This is a genomic window from Geodermatophilus marinus (genome assembly GCF_003428645.1).
In the GTDB taxonomy this organism is placed as follows: domain Bacteria; phylum Actinomycetota; class Actinomycetes; order Mycobacteriales; family Geodermatophilaceae; genus Geodermatophilus.
The window spans coordinates 1-15,516 of the sequence record NZ_QVQH01000033.1 but is presented as its reverse complement, the minus strand read 5'-3'; the positions used below and the strand labels follow the sequence as shown (position 1 = coordinate 15,516).

Here is a 15,516-nt window from a genome sequence, read left to right as displayed (position 1 = left end):
GACCCGGTGGCCGCTCTGATCGCGAGAGTCACGTCCACGACCCCCGAGGCGCCGCTCGCCCGGCTGCTCACCGCGCCGCTCGGCCTCGACGTCTGGGAGGTGACGCCCGACCACGTGGTGCTGCAGGTCGAGGAGGCGCAGGCCGGCCGCCTGGAGGCGATGGGGTACGGCGTCGAGCAGCTGCGGATGACCGAGGCCTACCTGTCGACCTTCGCCACCGGTACCGCGGAGTCCGGGTACCACACGGCGGCGACGCTCGAGCAGGACCTGCGACGCCTCGCCGAGGCGCACCCGGACATCGCCGAGCTGCACGGGATCGGGCGCAGCGTCGAGGGACGACCGCTGTGGGCGTTGCGGATCGGGGAGCGCCGGGGCAGCGACCGCACGGTCGCGTTCCTGGGCTGCCACCACGCCCGGGAGTGGATCTCCGTCGAGGTGCCCTACCGGTTGGCCGAGCACCTGCTCGAGCACTCCTCGGCCGACCCGGTGCAGCGGTGGCTGCAGCAGGGCGAGATCTGGGTGGTCCCGATGGTCAACCCGGACGGGCACGAGCACACCCGGACCCCCGGCAACCGGCTCTGGCGCAAGAACCGGCGGCGCAACCGGGACGGCAGCGTCGGCGTGGACCCCAACCGGAACTACGGCTACATGTGGGGGACGCTGGACATCAGCACCTCCAGCCACGTCCCCTCCGACCAGACCTACGTGGGCCCGCGGGCCTTCTCCGAGCCCGAGACGCGTGCGGTGCGCGACCTGGTGGCGCGCCGGCTCTTCGGCGGCGTCCTCACCTACCACAGCTACTCGCAGCTCGTCCTGTACCCGTGGGGCTACATCTCGAGACCCGTCCGGGACGAGGCCGACCTGCACGCCGTGCGCGATCTGGCCGAGGAGATGGCGCGGCTGGTCAAGGGCGTGCACGGCAACTCGTACACCCCGCAGCAGTCGTCACAGCTGTACCCCACCGCGGGGGACACCACCGACTGGACCTACGGCGAGTACGCCGTCCCGTCGATCACGGTCGAGCTGCGGCCCGCGTCCGCCCTGGACGGGGGGTTCATCCTGCCCGCCGAGCAGATCGAGCCCTGCTGGGAGGAGAACCGGCCCGCGGCGTTCGAGTTCGTCCGGCGCGTCCTGGAGCCGGGGGAGAGCTGACCGGCGCCGACGGGCCGGGGCGTCGGCGAGGATCACCGGGGACGCCGTCGCAGCCGGAGGAGCGCAGATGGCCGGAGCCGGACGCACCTGGATCGCCCGCCTGACCCCGCCCGCGGACGGGACCGTGACGGCGCTGCTCGACCTGCCACTGGGCCTGGACGTGTGGGAGCGCCATCCCGACGCCCTCGTCGTGGCGGCCCCCGAGGGCGTGCTCGCGGACCTGGAACGGCGGGGGCTGGCCCGGGTCCAGCGCTGGGCCACCCGCGAGGAGTACGAGGCACAGCCCGGTGCCCCGCCGGCGGACGGGGACCCGTGACCGCCCCCGCTCCGCGCCACCGGTCCGGCCGGGCTCGCCGGGGGCGCCCGCCGGCGTCAGGGCGCGGCGTCGGTCACGTGGGTGAGCACGCACGCCCAGCGGCCGCCCTGCCGGACGAAGACGTCCGTGGTCCACTCGTCGGCGTCGTACCGGTGGCCGCGGTGGTGAGCGGTGTTCGTCACCCGCCCGGTCACCACCGCGGTGTCGCCGTAGACGCGGACCCGGAGCGGGCCGACCGGGTCCATGGCCGAGTGGGTCAGCTCCCCGGCACCGACCAGCTCGAGGAACCGCCTCCTGGGCGAGACGCCCGAGGCGTCGACCATCACCCAGTCGTCGGCGACGAAGCCGGCGATGCGCGCCGCGTCGTCGGCCACGATCGCCTCGGCCCAGCGCCGTGCGACGTCGAGGAGCTCCTCCGCCGCCCGTGCCTCGGCCGGGGCGGGGTCCGCGTCCGTCCCGTCCACGGCAGCGATCCTGCACCGGACCGGCCGCGGTGGACAGCGACCCGCGTGCGGCGCGTGGGGGGCGAGGCCGTGCGGGCGACCGCGGCCCGCACCACCTGCCGCCCCTGGCCGACGGCCGATAGCCTCCGGTGCTCCCCCCACCACCGCCGTGCCACGAGGAGACCGGATGGCCGAGAGCACGACCCTGGCCGCGCACCTCGCCGCCCTGGCCGAGGCGGACCCGGGGTCGCCCGCGATCAGCTGCGCCGGTGCGAGCGTGACGCGGCGGCAGCTCGAGCAACGGACCAACCGGCTGGCCCGGGCCTACCGGCAGCTCGGCGTGACGCCCGACTCGTTCGTGACGATCGGGCTGCCGAACACCATCGAGTTCCTCGAGGCCGCCATCGCCGCCTGGAAGTGCGGGGCGACCCCGCAGCCGGTGTCCTCCCGCCTGCCCGCCCGTGAGCGGCGGGCGATCATCGAGCTGGCAGCACCGGGTCTCGTCGTCGGTGTGGCGCCCGAGGAAGCCGCCGGGCACGCGGCGATCCCGGCCGGGTACGCACCCGAGCCGGGGTTGTCGGACGCGCCGCTGGGCGAGGTCGCCGCCGCCTCCTGGAAGGCCCCGACCTCGGGCGGCAGCACCGGGCGGCCGAAGCTGATCGTCTCCACCCAGCCCGCCGTCGTCGGGTCGGTCGAGCCGTTCGCCCGCCTGATGGGGATGACCGACGGCGACACCGTCCTGATCACCGGTCCGCTGTACCACAACGCACCGTTCCTGCTGTCGGCCTGCACCCTGGTGCTCGGCGGCCACGTGGTGCTGATGCCGCGCTTCGACGCGGGGTCCGCGCTGCGGCTCGTGCAGGAGCACGCCGTCGACTGGATGTACGCCGTCCCGACGATGATGGGTCGGATCTGGCGGCTGCCCGAGGAGCAGCGCCTGGGGTACGACGTGTTGTCGTTGCGGGTCGTCATGCACATGGCGGCGCCGTGCCCGCCCTGGCTGAAGCGGGCCTGGATCGACTGGCTCGGCCCGGAGCGGGTGTGGGAGCTGTACGCGGCGACCGAGGTGCAGGCGGTGACGATCCTCACCGGGTCCGAGTGGCTGTCCCACCCCGGCTCGGTGGGGCGGCCCGTCGTGGGGGAGATGCAGGTGCGTGACCCGGCGGGGGCGCCGCTCCCCCCGGGGGAGGTCGGCGAGATCTGGATGCGCCGGGGCCCGGGCGAACCGCCCCCGTACCGCTACATCGGCGCCGACGCCCGGACCACGGGCGACGGGTGGGAGTCGGTCGGGGACCTGGGCTCCATCGACGTCGACGGGTACGTCCACCTCGCCGACCGCATGAGCGACATGCTGATCGTGGGCGGGGCCAACGTCTACCCGGCCGAGGTCGAGGGCGCCCTGATGGAGCACCCGGCCGTCCGGACCGCGGTGGTCGTCGCGCTGCCCCACGACGACCTCGGCCACGTGCCCCATGCGCTGCTGGAGCTGGAGGGCGAGGTGAGCGACGAGGAGCTGCACGCGCACCTCGCCGAGCGCCTCGCGCCGTACAAGATCCCCCGCTCGTTCGAACGCGTCAGCGAGCCGCTCAGGGACGACGCCGGCAAGGTGCGGCGCGCGGCCCTCGCCGCGGCGCGCGGGAAGCCGCCGGCCGACCGGTTCCCCGAGGCCGGGTAGCCGGGACGCGGCCGTCGGGACCGCCCACCCCCTTTGGTGCCTGCAGGCCCACGACCCTGGTCCCTGCTGGACCGCCCGGGACGTGCGCAGGCTGAGGGGGCCGGTCGAGGGACAGCGGACTCCACGGCGGCGCTCGCTCCGCGACGTCCTCCCGGTCGGTGTCGGGCCGGCGCAGGCGGTCAGCTCTTGGCCCGCCGGGGGTGCATCAGCTTCTCCATCTCCGTGGCGGCCCGCTGCTTCTCCTTGCGCTCGCTGCGCTTGGCCTTGACGGCCTTGCCCGACTTCTTCGTGGAGTGGTTGTCGTGGGGGGACTTGTCGGCCACGGGAGGCCTCCCTCGTCGAGGGCCGGAAGAGCTCCCTCCTTACCGCTCCCGGCCCGGCCGCGCCAGGGTCTCCGGCGCGTCCACCCGACGCCGGGCGACGTCCCGCCGGCACGGCCGACGCCGCACCTGCTTGCCCGGGCGCGGGAGCGCTGGGAGCTTGGGCGCCATGCCGGCCGACACCGCAGGTCCCCCGTCCGACCAGCCGCCCGCGACCACCGGGGCCGTCACCCGCCCACGGGCCGAGCCGCCCGCGGACCCCGCGCGTCGGCTGCTCGACCGGGTCGGACGGGCCTTCCCGCACGAGCGGCTGCGCGAGGTACGCATGTTCGGCGTCACCGCGGTGATGGCGGACGACGTGATGGTCGTCGCCGTGCACCGCGACGGCAGCCTGCTCGTCCGGGTCGACCCGGCCGAGGACGCCGCACTGCTCGAGCGCCCGCACGCCCACCGGGCCGAGATGGGGGCGGGACGCTCCATGGGGGAGGGCTGGATCCGGGTGGGCCCGAGCGCGGTGGAGACCGACCAGGGGCTCGGCGGCTGGCTGCAGCCGGTGGTCCGCTTCCTCGCATCGACCGGCGCCTGAGCACCCCCTGGGTGCTCACCCCCGGACCCGGCGACCGCCGGCACGCGGGCGACCCCACGACTTGACCGTGACACGGTGGCAGGGTGCTCACTGGGTGGCCGGAGGTGACGTCGATGGACACGACGGACGAGACCCGGCCCGGCACCCGGCTGGTCGATGCGCTGAGCGCCGCGAGCCCGTCGGTCCGGCTCCGCGCGGCCCTGGCGGCCGGCTCGAGCCCCGACCCCGCGCTCCTGGAGCCGCTCGTCCAGCGGTGCGCGGTCGAACCGGACTTCTTCGTGCGGGACATGCTCTCCTGGGCGCTGACCCGCCTCCCCCCGGGGGTCACGCTGCCCCGCGTCCGCCGGGAGCTCGGCTCCCTGCGTGCTCGGGCCCGCGGCCAGGCCCTGCACACGCTCTCCAAGATCGGGAACGGGCGCGCGTGGGCCTGGATCACCGCGGACCTGCTCCGCGACCCCGACGACGAGGTCGCGCGGACGGCGTGGCGCGTCGCGGTCGCCCTCGTGCCCGAGGACGAGGCGACGAGGGCGCGGCTGGCCGACGAACTGGTCGGGCAGCTCGGCCGCGGAGGTCCCGGGGTGCAGCTCGGCCTGAGCCGGGCCCTCGTCGACCTCGGCGAGCCGGTCCGGCCCGCTCTGGAGGAGGCCGCCGTCGCCCCCGACCCGGCGGTGGCCGCGCACGCGCGGGCCACGGCGTTGCTGCTGCGGAACCCGGAGATCGCCTTCGACGCGGCCGTCGACGAGGCGAAGCGGCTCGTCGCGCTCGGCCCGGAACGGGCCGCGGCCGCGGCTGACGGGGCGGGCGCGCGGTGCTGATCGGCGAGGTGGCGCGCCGCTCCGGCGTGAGTGCCCGGATGCTCCGGCACTACGACGCGCTCGGGCTGGTTCGACCGACCGGCCGCACGGTCGGCGGCTACCGCGAGTACTCCACGGAGGACGTCCGCAGGCTCTTCCACGTGGAGAGCCTGCGGTCCCTCGGGCTCTCGCTCCGGCAGATCGGCCGGGCGCTGGCCGACCCGGCCTTCACGCCGTCCGGGCTGGTCGGCGAGCTCGTCCGGTGGACCGAGGAGCGCCTGGAGCGGGAGCGGGAGCTGCTCGGGCGGCTGCGCGCGGTCGACGCGTCGGCGCCCACCGGTTGGCCGGACGTGCTGCGTCTGGTCGAGCTCATGCAGGGCCTCGGCTCGACCAGCGCCGCGCGCCGGCAGCAGGCCGCCCTGGCCCGGCCGGGGGGCGGGTCGCTCCCGGCCGCGCTGCTCGCCGAGGCGCTGCTGGCCGAGACCGACCCCCACGTCGCCGGTGCCCTGTGCTGGGCGCTGGCCCGGTCCGGCGGCGAGGGCGTGCCGACGCTGGCCGCCGGCGCGCGGGCGGAGGACGTCGACGTCCGCCGGCGCGCGGTGCGGGCGCTCGCCGGCATGCCCGAGGCGCCCGGCGCGGCCGCGCTGCTCGAGGGCGCGCTCGCGGACCCGGATGCGACGGTGCGCAGGCACGCCGCGCCGGCGGCGGGCCGGCTCGGCGCGACCGCGGCCGTACCCGCGCTCGTCGCCATGGTCGTCGAGGGCACCTCCGACATCGAGGCGGCGGAGGTGCTGGGGGAGCTGTCCCGGGACCGCGGCTGCGCGGACCGGATCCTGGCCGCGCTGGTCGACGAGCTCGCCGCGCCCACCGCGGCCCCTGCGGCGCGGATCCGGCTGACCCAGGCGCTCGTCGAGCTGCCGGGGGAGGCCGCAGCGGAGGTCCTGCGCCGGCTGGCCGACGACGACGACCGCAGCTTCGCCCGCGTCGCCGCAGCCGTCACCGGGGGGCTCGACGGGCGGGTCGGGGCGCGGGGAGGCGGGCACCCGGTCGACCTCGCACGTCGCCGCGGGCGGCGTCGTGCTGCCCCTGGCAGGGTGGTCGGCATGGCGTCCTCCGCTCCCGTCGTCGTGGTCACCGGTGCGAACGGGCTGGTGGGCGCCGCGGTGTGCCGGGCGCTGGTCGAGCGGTCGGCGCGGGTGCGCGCCGTCGTCCGGCGCGCCGGCAGCGCGCCTGCCCTCGACGGGCTCACCGAGCACGTGGGCGACTTCGCCGACGCGGGCCTCGCCCACGAGGTGACCTGGGGCGCCGACGCGGTGGTCACGACGGTCCACCCGATGGGCGCGCCGCGGGAGGTGCAGCACCGGGTGGGCGTCGAGGGCACACCGGCCCTCGCCCGGGCCGCGCGGGAGGCAGGCGTCGCCCGGCTCGTGCACGTGTCCACCGCCGGGGTCTACGACCGGTCGGCCGGCATCGGGGACGTCGCCGAGGACGGCGCCCTCCTGCCCGAGGGCAGCGGGGACTACCCGGACACCAAGAACGCCACCGATGCCGCGCTCGCGCAGGTCGGCGGGCTCACCACCGTGCTGGTCCGCCCGCCGGCGATCCTGGGCGCCGGCGAGACGTCGATCTGGAACACGCTGCGACCCCGCGAGTTCCGGGACGGCGCGCCCCCGGTGAACCCCGCCAAGACCTGGGCCTGGGTGCACGTCGACGACCTGGCGGCCTTCATCGCGGACGTCGCCACGGGCGCCGTCGCGACCGCCGACGACCCGGAGCGGGGTCCGGTGGGCGGCGGCACGACCCCGGTCATCGTCGCGGGCGAGCCCGCGACGTGGCGGGACTACCTGGGCACGGTGACCGACGCGCTGGGGGTCGCGCCCGAGTGGACCGACGAGCCGGTCTGGACCGGGCAGCTGCGCACCGGCCGGGCGCGCGGCTGGGGCTGGGAGCCACGGGTGGGTCTCGTGCAGGCGCTGGACGAGCTGCGGCGAGGGCTGGTGAGAACCGGGTGACGCGCCCGCGGTCCCCACGGGCCTCCGCGACGGTCGGCCCGGGGCCACGCGCGGGAGACCGGGCGGGCCCGGGGCAGGATCCGTGCCGGGGCGCGACCGCGCACCGCAGGGACGACGAGGAGGCCCCGTGATCGACGACGCGACAGCCCGCTGGCACCGGTACCTGGCAGGGGAGCTCCCCGGCGGGCTCGACGAGCTGCTCGCCGACGACGTCGTCTTCTACTCGCCGGTGGTCCACACGCCGCAGCGCGGGAGGGCCGTCACGACGCAGTACCTCGAGGCGGCCGCCCGGACGCTGGCCGGAGGGGGCTTCCGGTACACCAAGCAGGTCCTCTCCGAGGACACGGCGGTGCTCGAGTTCGAGACCAGCGTGGCGGGCAGGTACGTGAACGGTGTCGACATCATCCGGTGCGACGGGGCGGGCCGGATCGTCGAGTTCCGCGTCATGGTGCGGCCCCTGCAGGGCATCCAGGCCGTGCACGAGCAGATGGGCCGGCTCCTGGCCGCCGGCGGCTGAGGGCCGGACCGGTGTGACACCCCGGTGACGCCCCGCGCACCACACTCGTCGTGCCGGACGTCGCGGGGGGCAGCGGAGTCCTCGCCGTCGTCCGTGAGCCGCCACCGGCCGGGACCGCCCGCACCGCCGCGGCGGTGCGGGCGCCCGGTTGGCCGCCCGCCGGGGTGACGTCACGGGGATGGGGGGGACATGCCGTCCGATGAGGTGCCGGCCGTGGAGAGCCAGGCCGGGTCGCGCGACTCGCGGGCCGGACTCGTCGAGACGATCCGCGCCCGGCGCGGCGCCATCGACGCCTACGTGCGGGAGCAGCGGCCGGCCAGCAACCGCCTGTCGACCGTCAGCATCGTCAGCAGCGCGATCGCTGCCGCCCTGACGGCGGGACCGGCCTTCGGTGGCACGCGGTTCGCCGACACGGTCCAGCAGGGGCTCTCGCTCCCGCAGCCGTCGCGGGTGTGGCAGGTCCTGTGCCTGGGCGCGGTCGTGGTGTCGATCACCGCGGCGGTGTCCGCGCAGCTCAACAGGGCCAACGACCTCAGCGCCCGGATCGGTGCCGCGGAGGCGGCGGGCGTGATGCTGGAAGGGCTCCGGACCCGTCTCGAGTACGGCGGGCTCTCCGTCAAGAGCGGCGCGGAGGAGTACCAGGACATCGTCGCCGGCATCCCCTTCGTCCCCGCGCCGACGTCCACCGCGCCGGGGGCCGGAGGCGGCGCTGCCCCGTCCCCCGGGGCGGTCCCGACCAGGGTGTGGGCCCTGGCAGCCGTCGCGGTCCTGGCCGCGCTCCTGCTGGTCGCCGCCCTGGTGGGCCTCGTGCTCGGCTTGGCGGGTGCGTGAGCACGGACGCCGGGTCGGGGTGGGACGGGTCCGGAGCAGCTGACGAGGTGCCCCGATGACCGTGCGACAGCTGAGCATCGCGGCCACCGTGCTCGGTGTCGTGGCCGTCGTCCTGTTCGTCCTCGGGCAGTCGACCCTCGGCGTGGTGTTCATCCTGCTCTCGGGCGGGGCGTGGGCGTTGACGCAGTTCGGCAAGGGGCCCAGCGGGCAGAGCAGAGGCCCGGGCGGACGTGACGACAGGCCGTGAGACCGCACGGGCGCGTGCAGTCCTCGCTCGACACCCGTGCTGCTGAGCCGGATCAAGGGGGCCGTTCGTCGACCACCCGCTCGACCGGGCGCACGCGCTGGGCGACGCGGACGCCGACGACCTGCGCCGTGCGGCGGCGGGATCGGGTCACCGACCGCCTTCCGCTGCCTGCGGTCGAACCGCGGTGGTCGACCACCGGCACAGCGGGGATGCAGCGGGTCGAAGCCGTCGGAGTCGACGTCGTGCATCGCGTCGCGGACGCGGTCCGGGACGGTGGACGTGACCTCGGCTCGAAGGCCTGCGGTCGACCCGTGCCCCTCCTCGAGGGCGGCGGGGCTCACGTCGTCGCGGACTGCCGCTGCTCGAGGACGCCGCCGGGCTCCACGGCCAGGGGCGGTGGTTCCCCGCCCGTCTCCGGCGCCGCTCCCTCGACGAAGGGACGCCGCGGCACGCGAAGGGCGTGGTCGATGCGCAGCCGCATCGCCGGGTGGATCCTCAGATCGGCCAGCTCGTCGGGGGCGAACCAGGCTGCGGCGTCGGTCTCGATCCCGTCCGGCCGCGGCTGCCCGCCGTCGGCGGACGCCGTGGGTGCGGCGTGGAAGCAGAGGGCGAGTTGCTGGTGGACGATGCCGCCCGGGTCCTCCAGGACGTGGGTCGGATCGCTGTAGACGCCGGCGATCCCGGTGACCTCGAGGGTGATACCGGACTCCTCGGCGACTTCACGGGCGAGTGCCTCCACGGCGGATTCGCCGACCTCGATGCGGCCTCCGGGCAACTCCCAGTTCCCGTCGTCGATCCGACGGACGAGCAGGAGCCGCCCGGCACCGTCACGGACCGCGCCGAATGCGGCCGGCAGGACGTCCTGCGCCCTGGGCGTGTTCTCCTCGCGGTAGTACTCCCGGATCCGAACCATGGCATTCCTCGTCTCCGACACCGGAGTCGTCATCATCGGCGATGACGCCGTCCCGCACCCGATCTGCCGAGATGGTGCCGATCCGCCCCCGGGCCGGCGTGGACACGCTGGAGCGACGACCGGCGGTCGTCCGGGACCGACCGCACGGGAGTGGGGTGCGCGAGGACCGCGACAAGCCCATGGGTGTGACCCCGATCTCGTCCCGACGGCCCCGCGACGAACCCGCGGGGCTTCGGATCGTCGGTCACCCGCCGGCAGGACGCACCATCCGTCGAGGATGACCCGCCCCGGTCACCCGGGCCCGCCGTGCCGGCACGCCGGCCGTACCGCTCCGGCACCCGGGACGAGCCGCGACTCCCGGCCGTGGGCCGTCGGAGCAGCGGCGCTGCGGAGCAGATCATCCTCCTCAGATGATGCCGGCGCGTGCAGGCGCTCCATGATCGACGAGGACGGGTACCGCCGTGGACCCGCCCGGAGCCGACCGTCCGGTGTCCACCGGCTCGCCGCCGGACCCGACCCGGCCAGTGGGGGTCACAGACGTGCCCGAGAAGAAGAACTCGCAACGGCCGACGGACGCGCCGGCCTCGTCGGCTCCGTCCCGCGAGGTGGCGGCCGGCACCCCTCGGAAGATCACACGCAAGGACTACGAGGCGGAGATGCGGCGGCTGCACGGCGAGCTCGTCGCCATGCAGGAATGGGTCAGGGCGACAGGCACCAAGATCTGCATCGTCTTCGAAGGGCGGGACACCGCAGGCAAGGGCGGCACGATCAAGAGGATCACCGAGCGGGTGAGCCCGCGGGTGTTCCGGGTGGTCGCCCTGCCCGCCCCCACCGAACGCGAGAAGTCCCAGATGTACATGCAGCGCTACGTCCCGCACCTCCCGGCCGCCGGGGAGATCGTGATCTTCGACCGCAGCTGGTACAACCGTGCCGGCGTCGAGCGGGTGATGGGCTTCTGCACCCCGGAGGAGACCGAGCGGTTCCTCGAACTGGTCCCGTCGTTCGAGAAGGCGATCGTGGACTCGGGCATCCTGCTGGTGAAGTACTGGCTGGAGGTCAGCCCCGAGGAGCAGACGCGACGGTTGGAGAACCGCATCGACGACCCTCGCAAGGTCTGGAAGCTCTCGGACGTGGACCTGAAGTCCTACAGCCGCTGGTACGACTACTCCCGGGCTCGTGACGCCATGTTCGACGCCACCGACACCGCCTGGGCGCCGTGGTACGTCGCTGGGACCGACGTCAAGCGACGCGGTCGGCTCAACGTCATCAGCCACCTGCTGAGCCTGGTGCCGTACAAGCCGCTCGAACACCGCGAGGTCGCACTGCCCCGACGGCAGCGGGCCGAGGGCTACGTGGAGCCGGATCTCCGGCTGCGGTACATCCCCACGCCGTTCTGAACCGCGCCGGACCCGCAGGCGCCGAAGCACGCACAGCCCGCCCACGAGCCGCCCGCGTCGCGGGGGACCGGCGAAGACCTGGGAGTCGAGATGACCGTCGCGCACCATCCCGTCGAGGATTTCGCCCCGTACGCGCTGCCGGCGCTGGATGTGACGGCGCGGATGCACGTCGCCGCGGACCAGGGGCTGACCACCGAGGAAGCGGACCGACGGCTGGCCCGGTACGGACCCAACGAGCTGCCCAGCGAGCCCCCGCCGAGCACGTGGGCGGTGGCCCGGGGCCAGCTGGCCAACCCGATGAACATCATGCTCCTGCTGGTGGTGGCGGCCAGCTTCGTGATCCTGCAGATCGCCACCGCGCTGGTGGTGCTCGGGCTGGTGCTGTTCAACGTGGTGATGGGCACGAACCAGGAGCTGAAGGCCCGCGCCAGCGTGGCGGCGCTGGCCCAGCTCCAGGTGCCCCGCGCCCGGGTGCGCCGCGCCGGCCAGGTCGAGCAGATCGAGTCGACCAGGCTGGTACCGGGCGACATCGTCCTGCTGGAGGCCGGGGACGTGGTCCCGGCCGACGGGCGGATCATCTCCTCGGCGACGCTCGAGGTGCAGGAGGCGGCGCTGACGGGGGAGAGCGCGCCGGTGGCCAAGGACGCCACGACCCTGCCCGAGGGCGAGGTGGCGCTGGGCGACCGGACCAACCTGGTGTTCCAGAACACCCAGGTCACCCGCGGGACGACGGTGTTCGTGGTGACCGCCACCGGCGTGGCGACCCAGATGGGGCAGATCGCCGGCATGGTCAACGCCACGACACGCTCCAAGTCACCTCTCCAGCGCGAACTGGACGGCATGACGAAGGTGTTCGGCGCCCTCGCCTTCCTGGCGGTGGCCGTCATCGCCGTCTTCGGCCTGGTGCGGGGGATGGACAGCACGACGCTGGTGCTCCTGTGCATCTCGACCGCGCTCGCGTCCATCCCGACCGGCCTGCCCACGTTCGTCCAGGCCATGCTGTCGTCCGGAGCGCGCCGGCTGGCCGAGGAGAAGGCCGTGGTCACGTCGCTGTCGGACGTGGAGACCCTGGGCGGCACCACGGCCATCAACTCCGACAAGACCGGCACGCTGACGATGAACGCGATGACCGCGACCACGATGCTGGCCGGCGGCGACTGGTACAAGATCGACGGCCCCGGCTACCAGAAGTCCGGCGCCATCCTGGGCGTGGCCGGCGGCAAGCCCCCCGACTTCCACCGCCTGGCTCTCGGTCTGGTCCTGTGCACAGACGCCACGGTGGGCGACGACGGCTCGGTCATCGGAGACCCGACCGAGGCGGCGTTCGTGGTGCTCGCCGCGAAGATGGGTGTCGACGCCGAACGGACCCGCGAGGCCCTGCCCCGCCGGGCGGAGGTGCCGTTCGACTCCGAGTACAAGTTCATGGCCACGTTCCACGACCGCCCGGACGACCTGGCCGGCGGGATCCTCGTGCACCCGCACATCGCCAGCGTGAAGGGCGCGCCCGACGTGGTGCTGCAGCGCTGCGCCTCCGCCCTGTGGCACGGGGAGGTCGTCCCGGTCGCCACCGTGCGCGAGGAGATCCTCGCCGCCAACCGGCAGCTGTCGGAACGCGGGCTGCGCGTGCTCGCCTTCGCCGCCCGCGACCTGGACGACGCCGCGATGGCCGCGGCGGTGGGCGACCCCATGGCCGCGGTCACCGATCTGGTCTTCGTCGCGCTGGTCGGGATCATGGATCCGCTGCGCAGCGAGGCGAAGGACGCGGTGCACGTCGCCCTGGGGGCCGGGATCGACGTGCGGATGATCACCGGGGACCACACCGTCACCGCCCGCGCGATCGCCGACGAACTCGGTCTCGGGCCGGGTGTGGTCACCGGCACGGAACTGCAGCACCTCGCCGATGACGAGGTGCTGCGGCAACTGCCTCGGCTGCACGTGTTCGGACGAGTGGCGCCCGAGGACAAGCTGCGCCTGGCCAGGCTCATGCAGCGGGACGGCCAGGTGGTCGCGATGACCGGGGACGCCGTCAACGACGCGGCCGCGCTCAAGCAGGCCGACATCGGCGTCGCCATGGGCAGCGGCTCGGAGGTGTCCAAGCAGGCGGCGAAGATCGTGCTGACCGACGACAACTTCGCCACGCTGGTCCGTGCCGTGGAGCTGGGCCGCGACATCTACCGGCGGATCTCCACCTACATCCGGATGCAGCTGACCGTCCTGGCGTCGGTCCTGCAGCTGATGGTGTACGCCACCGTCCTGGACATCAACAGCGGCGTCGCGCTGTTCCCGCTCCAGCTGCTGTTCTGCAAGTTCTTCGTGGTCATCACCGTGGTGATCGGGTTCATCGTGGACGTCCCCGACCCCGGGGTGATGCAGCGGCCGCCGCGCGAGCCCGGCACGAGGATCGTCACCCGGCCGTGGGTGGCCCGCTGGTTCGTCTTCGGGTTCGCCGTGGCCGCCACCGCCCTGTCGGTCCTCGCCTGGGGACCCGACGAGCCGAGCACCACGCAGCCCTCGGCCAGCATGACCATGGCCTTCGCCATCGTCTCGCTGTCCGCGGTCACCATCGGCCTGGTGATGCGCCGCGAGCGGCAGGCGCCCTGGTCCTCCCCGGTGTTCCCCTACCTCGGGTGGATCCTCCTGGGCTGGTTCATGACCTGGGCCGCCGTGGAGCTCGGCATGCTCCAGCGGCTGCTCGACACGACCTCGCTCAGCGGCCGGCAGTGGGTGGTCGTGCTCGCCCTCTCCCTCGTCGCCCCCGCGGTCGTCGCCGCGGACAAGCTCCTCCGGCTCCGCCGGCAGCGGAGGGCTCGGCCGCTCCCGACCGAGCCGGCCGGCCCGGCCGAGCCGGCACCGGTGATCCCCCGGCAGCGCCGCTCCTGAACGGGCCGGACGCGCGACAGCGGGAGGAGCCGTGACGCCGCACGGGATCACTGCGCCGCGCGGAGTCGGCCCGCACCCATGCCCGACGTCGCCCTCGACCGAGCCGCCGGGGGTCGGGGAAGCCCAGGCTGATGGAGCCCGGTGCACGTTTCGTGAGCGATGAGGCGAGGACGCCGCGGGCGGGGAGCCGGCGTGGACCGGTCCCGGCCCGCCGTCGAAGGCGCCGGTCTGGACGGGGCCGGGCGGGCGCGCCTGTCGCGGCGTCAGTTCCAGCGGTCGGGGGAGCCGGGCGTTCCCCGCCCGCAGCCGGGCGACCTCGTCACGCAGGGCCGACAGCTCGTGGCCCAGGTCGATGAACGGCAGAACGCCCTGATCCGCAGACGTGGGGGAGGTCGCACGACTCCGAAGGGTTGCGACCTCCGCGCCCACCGGCGGCCGGCGCAGCGGTACCACCCACGCGGAGGGAGAAGTTGCCGCACCGGCGCCGCTGGAGACGCGGCTCTATATACTCAGTGCCGCATCCGTATATCTCATGTGCTGGAGTGACCGGTGACCAAGCGCCTGATCGATCTCGACGATGATCTGCTGGCCCGAGCGCAGAAGGAGCTGAACACGAGCGGGGTGTCGGACACGGTGCGCACCGCCCTGCAGCAGGCGGCGAGCGCCGCCGCGCGCGCACGGCAGGTGGCTTGGCTGCGCGAGGGTGGCGTGGAGACGCTGGCAGAACCGGGTCAGCGGGCCGACGTGTGGCGGTGATCGCCCGGTTTCTCATCGACACCAGCGCGGCAGCCCGGATGAGGCTGGCTCCCGTCGCTGACCGGTTGGAGCCACTCATCACCGGCGGCTTGGTGGCCACCTGCGCCACCCTCGATGCCGAGGCCCTGTACAGCGCTCGCAGCCCGGCGGAGTACGAGCAGGTGCGGGCCGACCGCCGGGAGGCCTACGAGTACCTACCGACCGATGATGACCACTGGCAGCGGGCGTTCGGCGCGCAACGCTCGTTGGCCGCTACCGGGCGGCACCGAGCGGTGGGCATCGCGGATCTGTTGACTGCCGTACTCGCGGCCGAGCACCGCCTGGTGATCGTGCACTACGACAGCGACTTCGAGCTCGCTGCCGAGGTGCTCGACTTCGAGCACCGGTGGGTCCTCCCGCGAGGAATCGCCTAGCGCGGGACATCCCGTCCGGTGTGCGTTCGCTGGTGTCCGAGGAGCGACTCGCTACTTCCGCACACGCCTCGCGCCGCGATCAGTGAGCTGCCGTTCCAGCCACATCTCCACCGTCGGGAGGTCGGGGACGATCTCCCTGTCAACGACGGCCCAAAGTTGACCCCCTAGCGACGGCTGAAAGTTGACCCCCTCGTGGTCATGCGTCTTCGGTGGCGGCCGCGTGTGGGCGGCCGAGGTCGCGGTCCTTGAGTCGGTAGCTGTCGC

Annotated in this window: 16 protein-coding genes; 13 read left to right on the top strand and 3 right to left on the bottom strand. The window is 74.4% G+C overall.

Annotated elements, in window-relative coordinates:
- The first annotated feature begins 6 nt into the window (after window positions 1–6).
- The gene (locus tag D0Z06_RS22615; protein ID WP_117379800.1) at window positions 7–1,152 is read left to right on the top strand and encodes a M14 family metallopeptidase; all 1,146 of its coding nucleotides are present in this window, start codon (window positions 7–9) and stop codon (window positions 1,150–1,152) included.
- Between the two features lie 67 nt (window positions 1,153–1,219).
- Complete coding sequence (locus tag D0Z06_RS22610; protein ID WP_117379799.1) at window positions 1,220–1,468, top strand: hypothetical protein; 249 nt, start codon at window positions 1,220–1,222, stop codon at window positions 1,466–1,468.
- Window positions 1,469–1,524: 56 nt separating this feature from the next.
- On the opposite strand, the gene D0Z06_RS22605 is transcribed toward D0Z06_RS22610, so the two are convergent.
- Window positions 1,525–1,932 (bottom strand): nuclear transport factor 2 family protein, encoded by a 408-nt coding sequence (locus D0Z06_RS22605; protein WP_199522480.1) that lies wholly within the window; start codon window positions 1,930–1,932, stop codon window positions 1,525–1,527.
- Between the two features lie 166 nt (window positions 1,933–2,098).
- Here D0Z06_RS22605 and D0Z06_RS22600 point away from each other — a divergent pair, with 166 nt between their 5' ends.
- Window positions 2,099–3,586: an AMP-binding protein gene (locus tag D0Z06_RS22600; RefSeq protein WP_117379798.1), complete on the top strand. Its 1,488-nt coding sequence runs from the start codon at window positions 2,099–2,101 to the stop codon at window positions 3,584–3,586.
- A gap of 179 nt (window positions 3,587–3,765) precedes the next feature.
- Here the strand turns inward: D0Z06_RS22600 and D0Z06_RS25955 are convergent, their stop codons facing one another.
- Window positions 3,766–3,909: a hypothetical protein gene (locus tag D0Z06_RS25955; protein WP_199522479.1), complete on the bottom strand. Its 144-nt coding sequence runs from the start codon at window positions 3,907–3,909 to the stop codon at window positions 3,766–3,768.
- A 166-nt stretch (window positions 3,910–4,075) separates the two neighbouring features.
- Between D0Z06_RS25955 and D0Z06_RS22595 the strand changes: the two genes are divergently transcribed.
- From D0Z06_RS22595 to D0Z06_RS22565, 6 genes are all read left to right on the top strand, one after another.
- Window positions 4,076–4,492: a TfoX/Sxy family protein gene (locus D0Z06_RS22595; RefSeq protein WP_117379797.1), complete on the top strand. Its 417-nt coding sequence runs from the start codon at window positions 4,076–4,078 to the stop codon at window positions 4,490–4,492.
- Between the two features lie 113 nt (window positions 4,493–4,605).
- Window positions 4,606–5,307 carry a HEAT repeat domain-containing protein gene (locus D0Z06_RS22590; protein WP_117379796.1) on the top strand — a complete coding sequence of 234 codons (702 nt, stop codon included), beginning with the start codon at window positions 4,606–4,608 and terminating at the stop codon, window positions 5,305–5,307.
- On the top strand, window positions 5,301–7,298 hold the full coding sequence (locus D0Z06_RS26590) for an NAD(P)H-binding protein (protein WP_233517902.1): 1,998 nt from the start codon (window positions 5,301–5,303) through the stop codon (window positions 7,296–7,298). The genes D0Z06_RS22590 and D0Z06_RS26590 overlap by 7 nt, the downstream gene beginning before the upstream one ends.
- 127 nt (window positions 7,299–7,425) lie before the next feature.
- Window positions 7,426–7,815: a nuclear transport factor 2 family protein gene (locus D0Z06_RS22575; protein ID WP_117379795.1), complete on the top strand. Its 390-nt coding sequence runs from the start codon at window positions 7,426–7,428 to the stop codon at window positions 7,813–7,815.
- Between the two features lie 189 nt (window positions 7,816–8,004).
- A complete protein-coding gene (locus tag D0Z06_RS22570) occupies window positions 8,005–8,646 on the top strand; it encodes a hypothetical protein (protein ID WP_117379794.1) in 642 nt (213 codons plus the stop codon).
- A gap of 55 nt (window positions 8,647–8,701) precedes the next feature.
- Window positions 8,702–8,893, top strand: coding sequence for a hypothetical protein (locus tag D0Z06_RS22565; RefSeq protein ID WP_117379793.1), 192 nt, complete (start codon window positions 8,702–8,704; stop codon window positions 8,891–8,893).
- A gap of 337 nt (window positions 8,894–9,230) precedes the next feature.
- On the opposite strand, the gene D0Z06_RS22560 is transcribed toward D0Z06_RS22565, so the two are convergent.
- Window positions 9,231–9,806: an NUDIX hydrolase gene (locus D0Z06_RS22560; protein WP_117379830.1), complete on the bottom strand. Its 576-nt coding sequence runs from the start codon at window positions 9,804–9,806 to the stop codon at window positions 9,231–9,233.
- Window positions 9,807–10,345: 539 nt separating this feature from the next.
- Here D0Z06_RS22560 and ppk2 point away from each other — a divergent pair.
- The 4 genes from ppk2 (at window position 10,346) to D0Z06_RS22535 (ending at window position 15,252) form a co-directional block, all read left to right on the top strand.
- Window positions 10,346–11,203, top strand: coding sequence for a polyphosphate kinase 2 (gene ppk2 / locus D0Z06_RS22555; RefSeq protein WP_199522478.1), 858 nt, complete (start codon window positions 10,346–10,348; stop codon window positions 11,201–11,203).
- 90 nt (window positions 11,204–11,293) lie between these two features.
- Window positions 11,294–14,083 (top strand): cation-translocating P-type ATPase, encoded by a 2,790-nt coding sequence (locus tag D0Z06_RS22550; protein WP_117379792.1) that lies wholly within the window; start codon window positions 11,294–11,296, stop codon window positions 14,081–14,083.
- Window positions 14,084–14,632: 549 nt separating this feature from the next.
- Window positions 14,633–14,839, top strand: a complete 207-nt coding sequence (locus tag D0Z06_RS22540; RefSeq protein WP_117379791.1) for a DUF2191 domain-containing protein — start codon at window positions 14,633–14,635, stop codon at window positions 14,837–14,839.
- Window positions 14,836–15,252, top strand: coding sequence for a PIN domain-containing protein (locus tag D0Z06_RS22535; RefSeq protein WP_117379828.1), 417 nt, complete (start codon window positions 14,836–14,838; stop codon window positions 15,250–15,252). The genes D0Z06_RS22540 and D0Z06_RS22535 overlap by 4 nt, the downstream gene beginning before the upstream one ends.
- Window positions 15,253–15,516 lie beyond the last annotated feature (264 nt).

Excerpts from the sequence above, each read along its gene's own strand:
- D0Z06_RS22610 (WP_117379799.1), top strand. The coding sequence starts at position 1,220 with ATGGCCGGAGCCGGACGCACCTGGATCGCCCGCCTGACCCCGCCCGCG.
- D0Z06_RS22600 (WP_117379798.1), top strand. The coding sequence starts at position 2,099 with ATGGCCGAGAGCACGACCCTGGCCGCGCACCTCGCCGCCCTGGCCGAG.
- D0Z06_RS22595 (WP_117379797.1), top strand. The coding sequence starts at position 4,076 with ATGCCGGCCGACACCGCAGGTCCCCCGTCCGACCAGCCGCCCGCGACC.
- D0Z06_RS22590 (WP_117379796.1), top strand. The coding sequence starts at position 4,606 with ATGGACACGACGGACGAGACCCGGCCCGGCACCCGGCTGGTCGATGCG.
- D0Z06_RS22570 (WP_117379794.1), top strand. The coding sequence starts at position 8,005 with ATGCCGTCCGATGAGGTGCCGGCCGTGGAGAGCCAGGCCGGGTCGCGC.
- D0Z06_RS22565 (WP_117379793.1), top strand. The coding sequence starts at position 8,702 with ATGACCGTGCGACAGCTGAGCATCGCGGCCACCGTGCTCGGTGTCGTG.
- D0Z06_RS22560 (WP_117379830.1), bottom strand. The coding sequence starts at position 9,806 with ATGGTTCGGATCCGGGAGTACTACCGCGAGGAGAACACGCCCAGGGCG.
- D0Z06_RS22550 (WP_117379792.1), top strand. The coding sequence starts at position 11,294 with ATGACCGTCGCGCACCATCCCGTCGAGGATTTCGCCCCGTACGCGCTG.